Genomic DNA, 17,022 nt, shown 5'->3' with positions numbered 1-17,022 from the left:
GAGCCTATTTCAGGCTCGCCAGCGCCACCTTGGCTTTGGCATCAGTGCTATTCTTGTACTCGTGTTTAGGGTAACTCAGGGCTTTCTGAAAATAGGTTCGGGCGGTGTTTTTTTGTCCCTCAGCCAGATACAGATAACCTAGCTGCAAAGCAGACTGCGGGGCAAAGTAATACGGCGCCGTGCCCGCTAGCGCAATGGTGCGGGCATACAGCAGCCGGGCCGAGTCCAGCTGCCCCAAGCCATGCCAGGCGCGGGCCGCCCGGTAGGGGGCTTCCAGTTGGTCGCGCAGTTGGTATGTGCGGGTGGTATGAAAGGCGGCCAGGGTTCGGAGAGCTTCACGGTAGTAGCCACCGTCAATCTGCAGCCGGGCGCGGGTAAGCGTACGGTTCAGAGGCAACTTGTCCTCCACTACCCGCTGCGCATAGCTGTCTTCTTCTACTACTGTGCGCCCACCATTTTCAATCTGCTCGTAATACTGCCGGGCAGCGGGGGCATCATTGGATAGCCAAGCGGCCAGATAAAGCTTGAAAGCGGCATCCTTGCGGTAGTGCTGGCCCCTGCTTTCCCGCAGAAACTGTAGATTCTCCCGCTCCGAGGCCGCGTAATTACCTTGATACAAAAGCAAGTCAGCGGCCATGTGGTGCAGGTAGGGCACCGGCAGGTAAGCCGAGCCCGTGGGGCGGGCGCGGAAGGCAGACAGGGCTTGGTCTGTCTGGTGCTGTTTTTTATGCAGGCTGATCAGTAGGTAGCTGAACAATAGGTTGTCAGGTTGCTGGGCTGCCAGCCGCTTAGCCAGTTGTACGGCTTCGTCGCTCTTCTTAAAATAAGTTTCCTCTACCAAAGCCAGGATAATCCGGGACTCAGGCTGAAACTCATGGGGCTGCCGCGCGGCCATGCGCAGATTCTGCAAACCCGCCTCCACGCTGCCGGGCAACCCCAGCAGCTTCAGGAACCAGCGGTAGCCCTCCGGCAAAGAGCCGATAAAAAATTGCAGCATCCCCAGCGTTTTGCGGGCTGGCAGGAAATTGGGGTACTGGCCCACAGTCTCCTGCATGTGCAGATAAGCCAGCCGCAAACTCCAGGCCCCCTGAATCTCGTGCTGGAAGGCTACCTGCGCCGCCGCCTGATGCAACCGGATTTCCGCCAGGGCATAGGCCCGCAACGCGGAACGCTCTTTTGACTTCGCCAGTAATTCCAGCCGCTTATCCTGCTTCTGAATGACCCCTTCATATAACCGGGCGTCCTGCGAAATCATCAGCTCAGTAAAATCAATACCATCGGCAACCAGCAGCGAGCCGACATTATTGGGCGCACGTTGTAGTTCGGGCTGCAGGCGGGCTCGCGCGGCGGGTACGCGTAGTTTTAGGAGTTCAGCGTAGGCCTGCCGGGTAGAGGCAGTAAGCGGCCAGTTGTACGTAGTGGCGGTTGTGCTCTCCGGCTGGGCTTGCCTAGCCAATGTTGTGTTCGCCAATAGACACAGCACTCCCAGCAGCAGGCCCACAGACCGGCATTGGCATCGGGATAGAAAGCAAACTACTGACGGTGAGTTCTGCACGGAGCGCTATGGACCAACAAAAAAGGAACGGCATAACACCGTTCCTTTTTTGTATTGAGTACCGGGTGGTAAGCAATTACACGTTTTTCACTTCCACATCAGCCAGTACGCGGCCGCAATGCTCGCACACGATGATTTTCTTGTGGGCAATGATATCCGCCTGGCGCTGGGGGGGCACTGTGTTAAAGCAGCCGCCGCAGGCGTCGCGCTTCACCGTTACCACGGCCAGGCCGTTGCGCACGTTGCCACGGATACGGGTATAAGCCATCAGCAAACGCTCTTCGATAGGCTTTACAGCCTTCTCGCGCTCGGTCATGATTTTTTTCTCGTCGGTTTCGCTCTCACCGACGATGGTTTCCAGCTCCGACTTCTTGTTGTCGAGGTCTTTCTTCCGCTCTTCCAGGCGCTGCTTGGTACCGCTGATTTCGTTGTTTTTCAACTCAATCTGGTACTGGGCTTCTTTGATCTTCTTTTCAGAAATCTGGATTTCAAGCTTCTGCAGCTCAATTTCTTTGGCAATAGCCTCGTATTCCCGGTTGTTACGCACATTCTGCTGCTGATCCTCATACTTTTTGATGAGGCCATCGGCATCCTTGGCGTTTTGCTTACGCTGCTTAATTTGCTCGTTGAGGCTGGCAATTTCTTCGTCGAACTTGCTTACACGCACTTCGTAACCCGCAATTTCGTCCTCCAGGTCACGTACCTCTTCCGGCAAATCGCCCCGTACGCGCCGGATTTCGTCAAGCTGCGAGTCAAGCTGCTGCAGGTTCAGAAGTGCTTCCAGCTTGCTGGCAACGGTGGTTTCCACAGAGGGGTTAGAAATCATAACGGACAGGGTTGGTGAGGGTCTCGGCAATGAAGAGCGCAAAAGTACTTCCAAAGTTGGCGGTAAGCAAATCCCGGAAAACCTCCCCGGTAAATTGTTCGCTCTCAAAATGGCCTACGTCGCAGAGCATCAGCCTGCCTTCGGCTCCAAAATATTCGTGATATTTCAGGTCGCCGGTCACGTAGGCATCGGCCCCGGCGTTGCGGGCTTTGCCAATCAGAAAACTGCCGGCCCCGCCGCATAGGGCTACTTTCTGAATAGGCCGGGTATATTCTGTGTGCTTCACTACGGGTACACACAGGGCCTCCCGCAGTTGTTGGCGGAAGGCCGCTGGTTCCATGGGCTCCGGCAAATCACCAATCATGCCGGATCCTACTTCCTGATGGGTGTTTTCCAGCTTTACAATTTCGTAGGCTACTTCTTCATACGGGTGAGCCTGCCGCAGCGCACGCAGCACGTTATGCTGCAGGTGCAATGGCAGAAGCACTTCCACCCGCTGCTCATATACGGATTCGGGCTGACCCGGCTGGCCAATGTAGGGGTGAGTACCCGCGCCGGGCGTGAACGTGCCAGTGCCTTCTATACGAAAGCTGCAGTCATGGTAGTCGCCCACGCGGCCCGCACCCGCCTGGTACAGTGCCTGTAGAATACTTTGGGTGTTGGGAGGGGGGGAATAGGTAATTAATTTGGCCAGAGTGCCTGATTTAGGGTCTAGAATGCGCAGGTTCTGCAGACCCAGTTTTTCGGCCAGCTTGCGGTTAACGCCGTGTTGCACATTGTCCAGGTTGGTGTGGGCAGCGTAAATGGCCACATCATTTTTAAGGGCTTTTATCAGCGTCTGTTCCACCTCATTAGCCCCGGTGAGGCGTTTCAGGGGGCGGAAAATGACGGGATGATGCACTACTACCACGTTGCAGCCGCGCTGCAGGGCCTCATCTACCACGGCTGGGGTGCAGTCCAGAGCAATAAGCACTCCATGCACCTCCATGGTGGGGTCGCCGCACTGTAGGCCGGCGTTGTCGTAGGATTCCTGATAGGCCAGGGGGGCGGCGGCTTCGAGCACCCGGGCAAGGTCAGCAACGGTTGACATTTTATGGGTGCTAACGGAAGAAGGGCTTGGAGCAGGCTGAGTATACATAGGTAGTTTTATTAATGGTGGTAGGAGCGCGCCGCAAGTTGCAGGGCTCGGCTGGGTTGCAACTTTGTGACACACTTTAATGATTGATTCATGCTAGTCACTACTTAATAATGGTGCTAAGTACTTCTACGTACCGCGCTACGTGCTGAGGCAGCTCCCGCCGTTTGTATTGCATCAGATAGCGGGGATGGTCCAGCACTTCAATATGGTCGAAAAGGGTGAGCTCCTGGTTTAGCTGCTGCAAATACTTCGCGTTGCGCCTACCCAGGCAGACAGCCACTTCACGGCGTAGTCCCACCTCGTGTACTTGCTGTTGTAGCGAAAGACGCATATCGTCTGCCAGTGCCGCCGTGAGGGCCGAGGAATCATAATAGTTATAGTTGCGCTCCTGCCGAAGCAGGACCAGCGGGTAAAGGGAGCCCAGGTAGAAATTCTGATAGAACCGGGCGGGCCCACCCATGGCCGCCACCACCTGATAGATAAACTGACTGGAGAGCTCCCGCTGCCGGGGCAGCAGATTGGCTATGCCGCATTCATCGGCCAGTGCTACCGGGTCGGTGAAGGCCACGCCGGTGCGGCCGCTCCCAAAGCGCCCGGGATTAATGCCCAGCATCGCTACCCGCGGGGCAGGGCTGGCGTAGTATTGCCTGGCAAAGGCCTTAAGCAACGGCTGTACGTCTGCCTGCCGGTAAGGGCTTTCTGCCGAAACACCATCAGGTAAAGCAGCAGGCAGCGGAAAATTGGTTAGAAAAGGTAAGAGGCGGTCAGCGAAGGAAGTCATCTAGTAAAAATGCGGCATAATGAGAGGCTAAGGCGCAGGATAGCCACAGTAAAGATGGACTCAAGCCAGGAAATTACACCTTCTGGAAAGGTACTCAGCCATGGCGTCAAAATCCCCGTATTTTTGCCGGCCCTGTTTTCGTTTCTATGCCCCGATTGGTTACGCTGTTGCTCCTGCCCCTAAGCTGGCTTTATGCCGGCATTATGGCGGTGCGCAACTGGCTTTACGATGCCGGAATGCTGACGGCCGGGCGGTTTCCGGTTCCGCTCATCAGTGTGGGCAATTTACGGGTAGGCGGCACAGGCAAAACCCCGCACGTGGCTTGGGTGGTGCGGGAGCTACAGGAATTAGGCGAGCATCCCGCTATTCTGAGCCGTGGATACGGCCGCCGCACCAAAGGTTACCGCCTGGTGCAGCCCACGGATACCGCCACTACCGTAGGTGACGAGCCCCGGCAGCATTTTCTAGATTTTCATAGCGCCGTGCCCGTGGCCGTGGCGGAGGACCGCCGCGTGGGCTTACTGGAACTGCTAAAGCATCAGCAGCTTAGTGTAATTGTACTGGATGATGCGTATCAGCACCGCCGCGTGCACCCAACCCTTTCTGTGCTCCTGACGGAATACCAACGGCCATTTTATTCGGACCATGTGCTGCCCGCCGGCCGTTTGCGGGAAAGCCGCGCCGGAGCTGCCCGGGCCGATGTGGTAGTGGTAACCAAATGCCCCAGTCACCTGCCAGATGCAGAAAAGCTAGCAATAGAGGCGCGCATTAGCCGTTACACCAGGGCCGGAGTGCCGGTGCTGTTCTCCGCTTATCTTTATGGAGCCCCCGTGGCCGTAGGGGCAAGTCCCGCGCCGGCCAGTACCGGAGTGGTTCTGCTCACTGGTATTGCGCAGCCAGAACCGCTACGTACCTATCTGGCCTCAGCGGGCTATCAGATAGAACACCATGCGGCTTTTTCCGACCACCATGCCTTTACCCCGGCGGAAATTCAGGCCGTTTGTGCCCAACTCCGGCCGGGACAAAGCATCTTTACCACGCAAAAGGATGCCATGCGCCTTTCTCAGCCCGCTTTGCAGCGGGTGCTGGCGGGCGTACCGGTATTCTATGTTCCTATTGAAGTCCGGTTTCTGGCCGATGGCGCCAGCCGGCTTCGTGCTTTACTAGTGTCTTCTTTTCAGCCCCAAGCTGTTGTCTGATCTGTCTTTTTATTCCTTGATGCGGCGCTGCCGGGTGCAGCAGCTTTCCAGCAGCCCCGGAAAGTGGCTGCTGGCTATCCTGCTGTGGCTGGGTATGGGTGCTCCGCTACACGCACAGGTACTGGATGACACTACCAGAGTGTTATATAGTCCTCTGACTACCAAAGTTATCCGGGAGCGGGACGTGTTGCGCGACATCACCACCGGTCAAACGCTGGATACTACGTTGCTGACGTTCCACAACATTCGGCGGTACTGGCTGAACGATACCACCTACCAGCAGGACCTGGGGAACCTGGGTACCGCCTCACGCAAACTCCTGTGGGAGCAACCCACCAAGCTGGGCGCCCGTCTGGGCCGCAACGTATTCGATAAATATGCCCGGACCGCCGCCGATGTGGTGTATTACGATACCCGCTCGCCGTATACCTTTTTTCGTTATCTGCAAGGAGGACTAGGGGAGCAGATTTTCCAGCTCTCTCACTCCCGCAGCCTGAAAAAGAATGCCAACGTGGGTTTTTCCTACGAGCGACTGGCGTCAAATAAAGTAGTAGGCGCGTCGCCGCGCGAGGGCCTGATTCGGCATTCCGGGATTACTCTTTTTGGTCGCTACCAAACCACCGATGAGCGGTATCATCTCCTGGCCAACTATATTATTACCCGTCATGAGGCCGTAGAGCAGGGAGGTATCCGTCCGCTAAATGATGCGTCAATTCCTCGTGCCCAACAAGATACGGTGCCAAATCAGTTGTTTGATTATCAGCGGGAGCGGGTTTGGCTAAGTCAGGCTATTAACCGCGACAACCGAGACGATGCTCACTTGGCGCACACCTACCGGCTACTGGGCAAAGGCCTCACCGCCTTCCATGTCTTCGACTTTAACCGACAGCAGAACCGCTACAACGACGACGCCATTCCCTACGATGAAAGCGGCAATATCCGGTACTATCCCCGGTTCAGCGCCAAACGGCAGACCCAGTTCGACTCCACCAAAACCGAAGACCGGGCTTTATTCCGGCAGATTGAAAATACGGTAGGCGTACTCGGCCACACCGATGCCGTAGACTACCGCGCGTACGGCCGCTACCGCAATGCCCGCTTGGAAACACGCTCCTTGATAGGCGGAGAAAGTACAGACACCGTTGGTGTGCGCAAGTTTAATCAGGTTTTTGTGGGTGGCAACGCGGCCTTCCGCTATCAGCAATTTGCTATTCAAACGGCTGGAGAATACAAGATTGCCGATGAATACTGGGTGCGCGCTTCGGCGCGGTTAGGTTTTCTTACGGCGGAGGTTTTCAGTTCCAGCTATTCGCCCACGCTCACGGAGCAGCAGTTCAGCGGAAACCATTTTGCCTGGTCTCACTTAGATTCCGACCCTTCAGAATTCGATTTTACCAAAGTAAACCAACTGCTGGTAAGAATTGAGAGGCAGTTTGGCGCTCAACGGTTTCTGGTGGAAGGCTCTGCGGTGAATATCCGTAAATTGATTTTTTATAATCAGGAGGCTAAACCGGAGCAGTTGAGTACGGACCGCCAATTATATATCGGCCGCCTCCGGCACCGGTTGGTGCTGGGAGGCTTCTACACTGACCATGACCTGACGCTAACCGGCGGGGGCGATGAAGAAGGCCTGCGCATTCCGGCCGCCGTGCTCACCAGCCGTATTGCCTATCAGGGGTTCCTGTTCAAGAAAGCGCTGTTTGGGCAGGTAGGAGTGGAGACGTACTTTCAGTCCCGGTGGAAGGCATATGACTATAGCCCCAGTACGCAGCAGTTTTTCGTGCAGGACCACTTTACCGTTCGCAACTACCCCTTGGTGGATGTGTTCCTGACGGGTGACATTAAGACCGTAACCGTGTTTCTGAAGATGGCCTACCTCAATCAAGGTCTGCTGCACAACGGGTATTTTGCTACCCCTTACTACACGGGTAATCCGCGAAGCTTCCAGTTTGGAATAAAGTGGAATTTCTTTGATTAATCTGCTCTATAGGGCCTCTTCTAACCAGCCCGATTAAAGCACTGCTTTAGCTTATCATGACTGACGATATCCTTTCTGATGCAAATGCCGACGTAGCCCGGCAGCGCGAGAAAACCATCCTCAAACTCAAACTCAATACTGACCCCCGCTGGGTGGATATTGCCAGCAAGAACATTGAGGATATTCTCGTAGATCACGCCTACTGTGAGCAAAAAGCCGCCAGCACGGGCATCAGCCTCATTCTGAAGTACCCCGAGAAATCCAGACTGGTAGATGAGCTAACGGCATTAGTAGCCGAAGAGTGGGCGCACTTTGAGCGGGTGCTGTTGGAGCTGCGCAAGCGCGGCCACGAGCTGGGCCGTCCTCGCCGTGACGAGTACGTGGTGCAGCTCATGACGTACGTTCGAAAGGGCGGGCCCCGCGAGCGGCAGCTCATGGATCAACTGTTGGTAAGTGCTCTGATAGAGGCTCGTAGCTGTGAGCGATTCAAGCTTTTGTGGAAGCATATTCCGGATCCTGGCCTGAGCAAATTCTACTATGAGCTGATGGTGTCGGAAGCTGGCCACTTTGTAAGTTATGTTGACCTAGCCAAGGAATACTGTAATGCCCAGGAAGTAGATGCCCGCCTGCAGGAGCTACTCAAAATAGAAGGCGAAATCATTACCAACCTGCCGGTGCGCAACGACCGAATGCATTAACGGAGCCCCAGGACAAGTTGAAACAGCTTGGCCCTATGGTAGCGTCTCGCTTGTGAGACGCTACCATAGGGCCAAGCTGTTATTAGTATTTGATTCTCAGACCGAGCTGGACGCCAACAGGCCAGCAGGCACATCCAGCTTACCGGTATGTGGATCAATCAGGCCGTTACGCTCATCCTCAATATTGGTAGCCTGCGTGTATACGTCGCCGGCAATGGGACGCTTACGCAGCTCTGCTTTATACTGCCGAATCTGCTCGGTACGGGCTGCCGCATCCTGCGGCCCCCCGTAATCCGGGAAACCGAAGCCACCCCACTCGCTGACAATTAGCGGTTTCTGGCGGCGGTAGAAAAATGGGTCGCCTACTACCAGGGGGAAGGCAGCTACGCCGTTTAAATCTCCCTGCACCAGGCGGTCCAATACATCCTGCCAGTGCGGCAGCTCCGGAGTATATAAATGAGCCGTTAACAGGTCCGACATGAGACGGCCACCCGCCGATACGTGCTGCCAGCCATCATTATCCACCACCAGAAACTGGGGGTGCTCGATCTGCATGTAATGATACATTTCGGTGATGTAGCGGCGCGTTTCAGAGTTTGTGGCAATATCCTGAGCACCCCAGTCCTCATTGTACAGGCTCCAGATAACTACTGAAGGATGCGACTCAATGAGGGCCAGCATGCGCAGTAGCTCCGCCCGGTGGTTTTCCCGGCTGCGCTGCGTGGAGGTATGCGGACTGGGTACCTCTACCCAAAGGAGCAAACCCAACTCATCGGCCAGGTTATAAATGCGGGGGTCTACGCCAGCAATGTGCACGCGTACCAGGTTGCAGCCCAACTCTCGCATGGCATACATATGCTTGCGCATTTCCTCGTAGGTGGCAGTGCCGGGCTGGTACAGAATGCCATCCAGATAAAGGGGCTGATTATTCACGTACACAAACTTACCCCGGGACTCAATCTTGCGCAGCCCAAAGTGAGTTTCAATCTGAGCCGTATAACCTTCGCTGTCAATAAGTAGGGCTACCAGATAATACAGGTTGGGGCTTCCGGGGCCCCAAAGCCGGGCCCCGGGCAGTTCCATCACCACTCGCTGCTGACGTTGCCCGGATTCCAGGCGCAGGGGGAAGTCGGAGGTGGCCAGAGGTTGAGGGGAGGGCGTACTCCGGTCAAATACCTGCAGGCGTAGGGTGTAGAAACCTGGGTCGTGGATGCGGGTGGTGATATTGAACCGCACCAGCTGGTCTTCAATAATGCTGTCTACGCCAACGCGGGAGCGAAGGCGGTTGCGCTCTACCATCTCCAGCCAAACGCTGCGTACGGCTCCCGTATAGGTCTGGTACCAGATGCCGCCGCGCTTATACACGTGTGACTCCTGCTTACCACGGGTGGTTTCAGCGTCCATGGTGTCGGCAATACGTACCGTAATGCGGTTAACGGGCCGCAGGTTTTCTTCCTTCAACTCAAAGGAAAACGAGGTATACTCACCGTAATGCACGTCTTCGCCCTCAATGGTGCGCAGCTGGTGACCATTCAGCCATACGCGGGTTTCGTAGCCACAGGCCCCAAAGGTGAGCTGGAACATAGAATGAGTACCATCGTCGCCGCGTTCAGGCAGCGGAAACTCCCGCTCATACCACACAATCACCTGATCCTGCCAGCCAACGGGCATCTGCTCGCCTTTTACCTGTGCCAGGTGGTCCTCTACGGAGCCCGGCCAGGGGGCAGTATCGGAGTAGTTGTGCCCTACATACCAGTTGTCACGCAAACCAACATCATGTACGTCATGTTCAAACTTCCATTCTCCGTCCAACAGCAGGTAATTATTGGTACGCAGGACGGCGCGGGGCAAGGGATTAGCGGTGCGCAGTTCGCCTTCGCTGCGCGAAAACCCGTAGTTCTTTTGATCAGAATCCATGAAAGCTGCAAAAGGTGAAGCCTTAACTAACGAGAACTTGGCTTTTATTGATCGTATAGTAAGTTAAAAAATATCGATATTCCTTAACAGCAGGCGCTTACTCATGTCTGCCCCTGACTAGTAAAGCGGGTGCGGGCAACTTCTATTTGTGGTGCAAAGGATAAATCAGCACCCCGGAAGTACAGGCAGCAGGAGGCCGACGGCGCCGGAACAGCAGGTTTATCTGGGGGAAAGCTAAAACAATGCGCCTTAGCTGGCAACACGCGGGTCCTCAGGATAGGAGCATCTAGCTCCAACCCTATAGCTTTAAAAAGGAAATGCCCCGGCATTATACAGGCCAGGATAAGCGGCCAAAGAATCAGGTTTTCTGCTTCTTTTTCTTAGCGGCCGGAAACAGCACATTGTTCAGAATGAGGCGGTAGCCGGGCGAATTGGGATGGAGCGACAAATCAGTGGGCTCTTCTTCTACCAGGTGCTGATAGTCTTCGGGGTCGTGGCCGCCATAAAACGTCCAGGTGCCTTTGCCCAGCGTACCGTGCATATAGCGCACCTCGCCGGAGGTTTTGTTGTCGCCCATCGCCACTACATCGGGCTTGATAAGCTGCTTGCGGAACGCCGTGGTCTGGCCCATAAAGCCCTTTATGGTCTTCTCATGGTTCTGCGTGAGCATGGTGGGCACGGGGTCGTACTTAGCCGAAAAAGTAAACAGCTGGAAGTAGTCGTTGTCCTCGTAAACGCCGCGCTCCTGCGGCTGCATGTCGATGTTACTGTATTCGTACTGGTAGGGGTCGCGCACCAACTGGAAGTCCTTGAAAGCCAATGTGCGGTTGAAATTGAGCTTTTGCTGGGCGTTGGGGTCGGCCGGGTCCCCATCGTACATGCTTTCTACCATATCCACGCCCAGGCCCGCCAGGGCAATATCATAGGTATCCGTGGCGGAGCACATGGCAAACAGGAAACCGCCGCCGGCAATAAACTCCTGCATGCGGGCGGCCACGGCCCCTTTCATCTGGCTTACCTTGGTAAAATTGTGGCGCCGCGCCGCCGCCTCAGCTTCGCGCTGCTGCTGCTGGTACCAGGGGCGGTTGCGGTAGTTCGCGTAGAACTTGCCGTACTCGCCGGTGAAATCCTCGTGGTGGAGGTGCAGCCAGTCGTACTTGGGGAGGGCACCGTCCAATACCTCATCATCATAAATCTGGTCGTAGGGTATTTCGGCGTAGGTCAGCACCATGGTTACAGCATCGTCCCAGGGCTGCTTTCCCTTGGGAGTGTATACCGCAATTTTGGGAACCTTCTCCAGCTTCATGATATCCATGTTGGCATTGGGGTCGGCAATTTCGGAGAGGATGCCAGTGTACTGGGCGGCGCTGATGACCTGGAAGCTCACGCCCCGAATAGCCAGCTCATTTTCCAGCCCCTGGGCATTCTCGCACGCAAAGGCCCCGCCGCGGTAGTTCAGCAGCCAATCCACCTCTACCTGTTTGGTCAGCAGCCAGTAAGCAATGCCATACGCTTTCAGATGCTCTTTCTGGGCCTCATCCATGGGAATGAGGATATGATTGGCCCAGGCTGCCCCCGAGCCAGCCATGCCCGCCAGCAGGAGCGCAATCAGTAGAATAAAACGCTTCAATATCATAGCCGAAATCGGAAAAATACCCGCCTAAACAAATGTACCAAAACCGCTGGGCTTTTACCCGAAAGCGGTTACCTTGCAGGACCCGCCAACATAGCTACCCCGAGTTCTGGGCATGCTTCGGCTTTTGAGGGTTTCTGCCATGCACTTGCTAGAAAACATCAAAGAGGCATTCCGTTCCATTCACAGCAACCTGCTGCGCACGGTTCTCACGGCTCTAATTGTCAGCATTGGTATTATGTCGCTGGTCGGTATTCTAACGGCCATCGATTCCATTAAGTATTCCCTGAACCAAACCTTCGCCAGCCTGGGGGCCAACTCCTTTGAGATGACCGCCAAAGGGTATACGAACCGCATGCGGCGGGGTGGCATGCAGACCAAAACCTATCCGGCCATATCGTACCTGCAAGCCAAGAAGTACAAGGAAGAGGTGGGAGAGGAAGCCAAGGTGGGCGTATCGGCCTTTATTGCCGGAGCTACTGAGGTGAAAGCCAATGGAGAGAAAACCAACCCCAACATGAACGTGGTGGCAGGTGATGAAAATTACCTGATGATTCAGAACTACGCCTTGGGTAGTGGCAGAGCCTTTTCACAGGCAGAATTGGATAATGGCACCAACGTGGCCATTGTAGGCTCCGAAATCAAAGACAAACTCTTCCCACGGCAAAGCCCGCTCAATAAGTATATCTATTTTCTGGGCCGACGCTTTCAGGTGGTAGGGGTGCTGGAGAAAAGCGGCTCCACCATGGGCGGTGGCGGTGCCGACCGTACCCTTCTGATTCCGCTGGAAACGGGCAATCAGATGCCCCGCCAGCGTGCCCTGACCTACGATATTAAAACGGCCGTTGTGCAGCCCGAAAACCTGGGCTTCGTTATGGGGCAGGCCACCGGTATTATGCGCGCCGTACGCCACGACCAACTGGGCCAAGAAAATTCTTTTGAAGTAGAGCGTAGTGACTCGCTAGCCAGTAAGCTGGATTCCCTGTCGGGCAACTTGCGAATCGGCGGCTTTCTGGTGGGCTTTATTACGCTACTGGGTGCCAGTATTGCCCTCATGAATATCATGATGGTATCGGTAACAGAGCGTACCCGCGAAATCGGAATTCGCAAAGCTTTGGGCGCAACGGCCCTACAGATCCGGCAGCAGTTCCTGATTGAGGCTATTGTTATCTGCGTAATGGGTGGTACCCTGGGCATTGTTTTAGGGGTAGCCATGGGCAACTCCATTTCTCTGTTTATTGGCGAAGGAGCTTTCCTGGTGCCATGGCTGTGGATGTCCCTGGGCTTGTTTATCTGTGTAAGCGTAGGGCTGGCCTCGGGCTATTACCCCGCCAGCCGTGCCGCTCAGCTCGACCCTATAGAGTCGTTGCGCTACGAGTAAGGGGCAAAAAGCATCCAGGGCTCAATTGGCTTTCCATGCTTCCCTATTCTAACTTATTACTGGCGTTTCAAAGGGCATCGCCGCGCACCTTCCAGGCCCAGGCTTGGATGGAGGCAAGTCGTTTCTAGAAGAGTTTTAGTACCTAAGGCTATTGACAGGAAGCGTTTATGTTCACGAATTATAGCCAACGATGAAGGCCAGTAAGACAGGGTAAAGGGCTTCTATATCTATATGGAATTTAACCAGAACTGAGTTCCTCTTTTAGCTAATTCGACCAGTAATCTCAAGGTAGAGAAGGAGGGAACTAGCTCAATGCCGATACTTTTTCCTACAACTTCTCACTTCTTGAAACTGGGTATGCAAGCAAGTACACACTTCATTAAAACCGAGAACAAGCCCTGAGGTATTCATTCAAAGTAATAGCAATACGTTGGCGCGGCTTTTAACATTCGGTGCCAAACACCCACAAGGATTCCCATTTCAGTTACTTCTGTCTCTATTTTATAAAGAATGAGAATACATATTTTTGTTTCCATTTGAGTATATTTGGGGTGTAATAATATATTACTCATTTGGAAATATGACAAAAGAAGAAACAATAGGACAGCGGTTTAGCCAGCTCATTCAGGAATTGGGGATGACTAAAAATGCCTTTGCTATATCCCTGGAAAAGACTGCAACAGTCATTCAACATTTGGTTGAAGAGCGAAACAAGCCTGGATTTGACCTTTTGTGTAAGGTATTTGAAGTATATCCAAATGTATCAAAGGATTGGTTGATGCAGGGTTCAGGTCCTATGTTTAGAGGAAACGACCAGGAAGTGACAACCACAGTGTCTGCCGCTATACCAACGTTGGCTCCTGCCGAAGTGGAAGCGCAAGCAGGGCCTGCTACTTTCAATACTGTGGTCCCACATAATTCTGTATCACACCTACCAGATTCTGCAAACGCTGATAAGTCAGCCGCACAAGTCGTAAAGTCTGAATCTGCAATATCCACTCCTTCCATTGTTGGGAATCCTGCCTTAACAGAGAATCCAGTATCAATCACCCCGCCAGCAACTCCTGCGGCAGATACTAGCTGGCAGACTGCTTTATACACCCAGCAAATGGCGCATCAACTGGCCATGGCTGAGCTACGCAACCAGCACTTGCAAGAACAGCAGCGCCTGATGCAGCAAATGATGGATTTAATGCAGCGGCAACTCATTAAATAAAAAGGGATGGAATGCTCGCTCCAGCTTTTATAAAACATTAACTAAAAGTCTTAAACAGAAAACGGGGTCCTGGCACTTGGCCAGGACCCCGTTTTCTGTTTAAGACTTTTATGCTGCCGGACTTTTAGTGGGTTATTACTACACGCTGTATATAGATATTTTGGTCTGACTGCACCCGGAGAAAATAGGAGCCGTTAGCCCATGTGCTGGTGGTAAGCAGATGCCGTCGGCCGGAAAAGTACCCAGTCTGAATTATCCTGCCCTGCAGGTCATACACGGTAAGTTGGCTGGGTACCTTTGAGGCCTGAGCCAGTTCCAGTGTTACTTGGTTGCTGGCCGGGTTGGGGAATAGCCGCATCTGGAGCAAAGCACGCTGACCAATGGCTGCGGTAGGCTGAGAAGGCTCCAAATGGAGCATCCAGGTTTGGTTAGCGCCTAGAGAAGTAAGTGGTACTGCCCAATTGCTGAAGCCGCCTTGTCCATTGAGAACAATAGTCCCGGCTGCCTTGCCGGTATACAGGTCAGAGGCTTGATATGTACCAGCCGGCAGTGAGGAAACAGCCAAGGAAATCTTCATATTTGCCACACTACTTGCGGAAATATTGGCAATAATGAGCACCGCTTCCGAACCCAATATGCGGCCGTAGCCGAGTACGCTGGCGTCTGAGGAAGTAGTAGTGGGCAAATAATAGCCTTTGCGTAACACTTCATGCGAGTTGCGTAAGGCAATCAGCTTCTTATAGTGGTTGAGCAGCGAAGCCGGATCGGTCTGCATTGTGGCCACGTTAAACTGAGCATAGTTGGAATTGAGCGCACGCCACGGCGTACCAGTACTGAAACCGCCATTTAAACTGTTGGCCCATTGCATGGGCCGGCGCTTGTTTTCATCTGCGCCTTCCCCCAGCATGCCCACTTCCTCGCCGTAGTAAAGAAAGGGTACTCCCGGCATCGTCAGGTAAAGCATAGCGGCCTGTTTCATGCGGGCCATGTTGCTGCCCAACGTACCCAGTACCCGGTTCTGATCATGGTTGGTAAGGAAGGTAGCGTACTGCAGCTTCGGGTAGCTTTGGTTTACCAAGTTCAGCTGATTACGCAGGGCATTCGCGCTGCCAGTATTTAAGGCAGTGAGGGTAGCCGAGGCCAGCTCAAACTCGAAGCAGGTATTCAGCCGGTCATTCACCACATAGGGCACTACAGCTGCTGTCGGAGACCAGGCTTCGCCAACGGTGAATACATCCGGTTTTATCTGCGTAATCGTATCATGAAATTCCTCCAGCACGGCCAGCGTTCCGGGTGTATTTTCATAAGTGGCTCCGTCCTCTACCAATAATTTAATGGCATCGAGCCGGAAGCCATCTACCCCTTTGTTAAGCCAGAAGCGGGAAATATCCCACATAGTGGCTTTCATTTCGGCATTGCGCCAGTTCAGATCAGGCATGCCGCTCCAGAATGAGCCATAGTAATAGCTGCTGTTCAGCGGGTGCCACACTGTGCTTCCTCCCGGGCCGGTACCCGGGAAAGTGCTCGACCACCGGTACCAGTCGCGGTAAGCATTGGTTGCACTGCTGGCCGACTGCGTGAACCAGGGGTGCTGGCTGGAGGTATGGTTCAGTACAAAGTCAATGATGACCTTAATGCCGCGGGCGTGAGCAGCGGCCAGAAAAGTTTCAAACTCGGCCATGGTGCCATAGTCCGGCTCGGTGGCTTTGTAGTTGGTAACGTCGTAGCCGTGGTAGCTGGGGGATTCCATCATGGGCATCAGCCAGATACCTGTAATGCCGAGGTCAGTGGTCGTGGCAGGGTCGCCGTCGTTCAGATAATCGAGCTTTTTCGTTAGCCCGGCAAAGTCCCCCTGCCCGTCGCCATTACTGTCGTAGAAGCTCCGTACAAATACTTCGTAGAAAACAGCATCGTTCCACCAGTGGGTGCTGTACTCCGTAGGTGAGGAGCCGCAGGCCTGGCAGGTACTATAGCAGACTTCGGGCGTGGTATTTACGGCGCCCGTTGCATCAAGCACACGGCTGAGCGTGCCGTTCCCATCAGCTGTACCACAGGCGGCGGGCACTATCTCAGCGCTGCTGTTAGTGTCACCATTCACAAACCGATACTCAAAACGGCTGGCCGCGGGCAAGGACAGCTGGACTTCGTAGATACCATCGCCATTATCATCCCGCAGGGCTATAGACGTGGGGTCCCAGTTGCTGCCGTAGCCGGCCAGAGTCTGAAAATTGCCCGTCACGTGTACGCCGGCCCGGGAAACCGTCTGGCCGCGCATGTTCACGGCAAACCGCACCTGTGTGTTACAGTCGCCAAATGCAACGCTGGGCAGACGAAGACCGGTAGCGCTCAGGCTTACCTGGCGGTTTACGTTTCCGCCTCCATCCGTTACGCCGCAGGTAGAACTGGGTAACTCCGCACCATCCCAACTGTTGCCATTCACGAATTTATAGAGGTACACCCCTGCCGGCACTTCCACCGTTACCTCGTAAATCTGATCTTTATCGGTATCGGTGAGTAGGGTAGAAGCCGGGTCCCAATCGGCAGCAAAACCAGCCGCTGTCTGAAAATTGCCCGCTACATGCACGCCCGCGGCAACTACCGCCTGCTGGCTCATGTCTACCCGAAACGTAAGCGGCACTGCCTGCGCGCTCCAGCTTAGCAGGAGCAGCAGGAAAAGGAAGAAGTGTTTCATCAGCAGGT

At 54.4% G+C, this 17,022-nt stretch carries 12 protein-coding genes; 5 read left to right on the top strand and 7 right to left on the bottom strand.

Going from position 1 to position 17,022, the window contains the following annotated elements; all coding sequences use genetic code 11:
* Window positions 1-4: 4 nt before the first annotated feature.
* The 4 genes from Q4G72_RS11960 to Q4G72_RS11945 all read right to left on the bottom strand — a co-directional run bounded on the left by Q4G72_RS11960 (window position 5) and on the right by Q4G72_RS11945 (window position 4,300).
* On the bottom strand, window positions 5-1,456 hold the full coding sequence (locus Q4G72_RS11960) for a tetratricopeptide repeat protein (protein WP_303311657.1): 1,452 nt from the start codon (window positions 1,454-1,456) through the stop codon (window positions 5-7).
* A 175-nt stretch (window positions 1,457-1,631) separates the two neighbouring features.
* Window positions 1,632-2,363 (bottom strand): zinc ribbon domain-containing protein, encoded by a 732-nt coding sequence (locus tag Q4G72_RS11955; RefSeq protein WP_303311783.1) that lies wholly within the window; start codon window positions 2,361-2,363, stop codon window positions 1,632-1,634.
* A 7-nt stretch (window positions 2,364-2,370) separates the two neighbouring features.
* Window positions 2,371-3,471, bottom strand: coding sequence for a Nif3-like dinuclear metal center hexameric protein (locus Q4G72_RS11950; RefSeq protein ID WP_303311656.1), 1,101 nt, complete (start codon window positions 3,469-3,471; stop codon window positions 2,371-2,373).
* Window positions 3,472-3,619: 148 nt separating this feature from the next.
* Window positions 3,620-4,300, bottom strand: coding sequence for a uracil-DNA glycosylase family protein (locus tag Q4G72_RS11945; RefSeq protein ID WP_303311655.1), 681 nt, complete (start codon window positions 4,298-4,300; stop codon window positions 3,620-3,622).
* A 146-nt stretch (window positions 4,301-4,446) separates the two neighbouring features.
* Here Q4G72_RS11945 and lpxK point away from each other — a divergent pair, with 146 nt between their 5' ends.
* Genes lpxK through Q4G72_RS11930 form a run of 3 tightly spaced genes read left to right on the top strand, consistent with a single transcriptional unit; the run spans window position 4,447 to window position 8,175 of the window.
* Window positions 4,447-5,499: a tetraacyldisaccharide 4'-kinase gene (gene lpxK / locus Q4G72_RS11940; protein WP_303311654.1), complete on the top strand. Its 1,053-nt coding sequence runs from the start codon at window positions 4,447-4,449 to the stop codon at window positions 5,497-5,499.
* The gene (locus tag Q4G72_RS11935; protein ID WP_303311653.1) at window positions 5,492-7,477 is read left to right on the top strand and encodes a putative porin; all 1,986 of its coding nucleotides are present in this window, start codon (window positions 5,492-5,494) and stop codon (window positions 7,475-7,477) included. The genes lpxK and Q4G72_RS11935 overlap by 8 nt, the downstream gene beginning before the upstream one ends.
* 56 nt (window positions 7,478-7,533) lie before the next feature.
* Window positions 7,534-8,175 (top strand): MiaE family protein, encoded by a 642-nt coding sequence (locus Q4G72_RS11930; protein WP_303311652.1) that lies wholly within the window; start codon window positions 7,534-7,536, stop codon window positions 8,173-8,175.
* Between the two features lie 96 nt (window positions 8,176-8,271).
* On the opposite strand, the gene Q4G72_RS11925 is transcribed toward Q4G72_RS11930, so the two are convergent.
* Window positions 8,272-10,092, bottom strand: coding sequence for a glycoside hydrolase family 2 protein (locus tag Q4G72_RS11925; RefSeq protein ID WP_303311651.1), 1,821 nt, complete (start codon window positions 10,090-10,092; stop codon window positions 8,272-8,274).
* Between the two features lie 358 nt (window positions 10,093-10,450).
* Entirely contained in the window at window positions 10,451-11,728 is a 1,278-nt protein-coding gene (locus tag Q4G72_RS11920) for an asparagine synthetase B (RefSeq protein WP_303311650.1), read from the bottom strand.
* A gap of 139 nt (window positions 11,729-11,867) precedes the next feature.
* Here Q4G72_RS11920 and Q4G72_RS11915 point away from each other — a divergent pair, with 139 nt between their 5' ends.
* A complete protein-coding gene (locus Q4G72_RS11915; protein WP_303311649.1) occupies window positions 11,868-13,106 on the top strand; it encodes an ABC transporter permease in 1,239 nt (412 codons plus the stop codon).
* Window positions 13,107-13,686: 580 nt separating this feature from the next.
* Window positions 13,687-14,322: a helix-turn-helix domain-containing protein gene (locus tag Q4G72_RS11910; RefSeq protein WP_303311648.1), complete on the top strand. Its 636-nt coding sequence runs from the start codon at window positions 13,687-13,689 to the stop codon at window positions 14,320-14,322.
* A 124-nt stretch (window positions 14,323-14,446) separates the two neighbouring features.
* Here Q4G72_RS11910 and Q4G72_RS11905 read toward each other — a convergent pair whose 3' ends face one another.
* Complete coding sequence (locus Q4G72_RS11905) at window positions 14,447-17,014, bottom strand: alpha-amylase family glycosyl hydrolase (RefSeq protein WP_303311647.1); 2,568 nt, start codon at window positions 17,012-17,014, stop codon at window positions 14,447-14,449.
* Window positions 17,015-17,022: the final 8 nt, after the last annotated feature.

The organism is Hymenobacter sp. BT730 (assembly GCF_030542105.1).
Lineage (GTDB): Bacteria > Bacteroidota > Bacteroidia > Cytophagales > Hymenobacteraceae > Hymenobacter.
Note: the sequence above shows the minus strand (reverse complement) of the source record. Positions and strands in the feature narration are given on the sequence as shown.

Excerpts from the sequence above, each read along its gene's own strand:
- Q4G72_RS11945 (WP_303311655.1), bottom strand. The coding sequence starts at position 4,300 with ATGACTTCCTTCGCTGACCGCCTCTTACCTTTTCTAACCAATTTTCCG.
- Q4G72_RS11910 (WP_303311648.1), top strand. The coding sequence starts at position 13,687 with ATGACAAAAGAAGAAACAATAGGACAGCGGTTTAGCCAGCTCATTCAG.
- Q4G72_RS11950 (WP_303311656.1), bottom strand. The coding sequence starts at position 3,471 with ATGTCAACCGTTGCTGACCTTGCCCGGGTGCTCGAAGCCGCCGCCCCC.
- lpxK (WP_303311654.1), top strand. The coding sequence starts at position 4,447 with ATGCCCCGATTGGTTACGCTGTTGCTCCTGCCCCTAAGCTGGCTTTAT.
- Q4G72_RS11905 (WP_303311647.1), bottom strand. The coding sequence starts at position 17,014 with ATGAAACACTTCTTCCTTTTCCTGCTGCTCCTGCTAAGCTGGAGCGCG.
- Q4G72_RS11925 (WP_303311651.1), bottom strand. The coding sequence starts at position 10,092 with ATGGATTCTGATCAAAAGAACTACGGGTTTTCGCGCAGCGAAGGCGAA.
- Q4G72_RS11915 (WP_303311649.1), top strand. The coding sequence starts at position 11,868 with ATGCACTTGCTAGAAAACATCAAAGAGGCATTCCGTTCCATTCACAGC.
- Q4G72_RS11920 (WP_303311650.1), bottom strand. The coding sequence starts at position 11,728 with ATGATATTGAAGCGTTTTATTCTACTGATTGCGCTCCTGCTGGCGGGC.
- Q4G72_RS11930 (WP_303311652.1), top strand. The coding sequence starts at position 7,534 with ATGACTGACGATATCCTTTCTGATGCAAATGCCGACGTAGCCCGGCAG.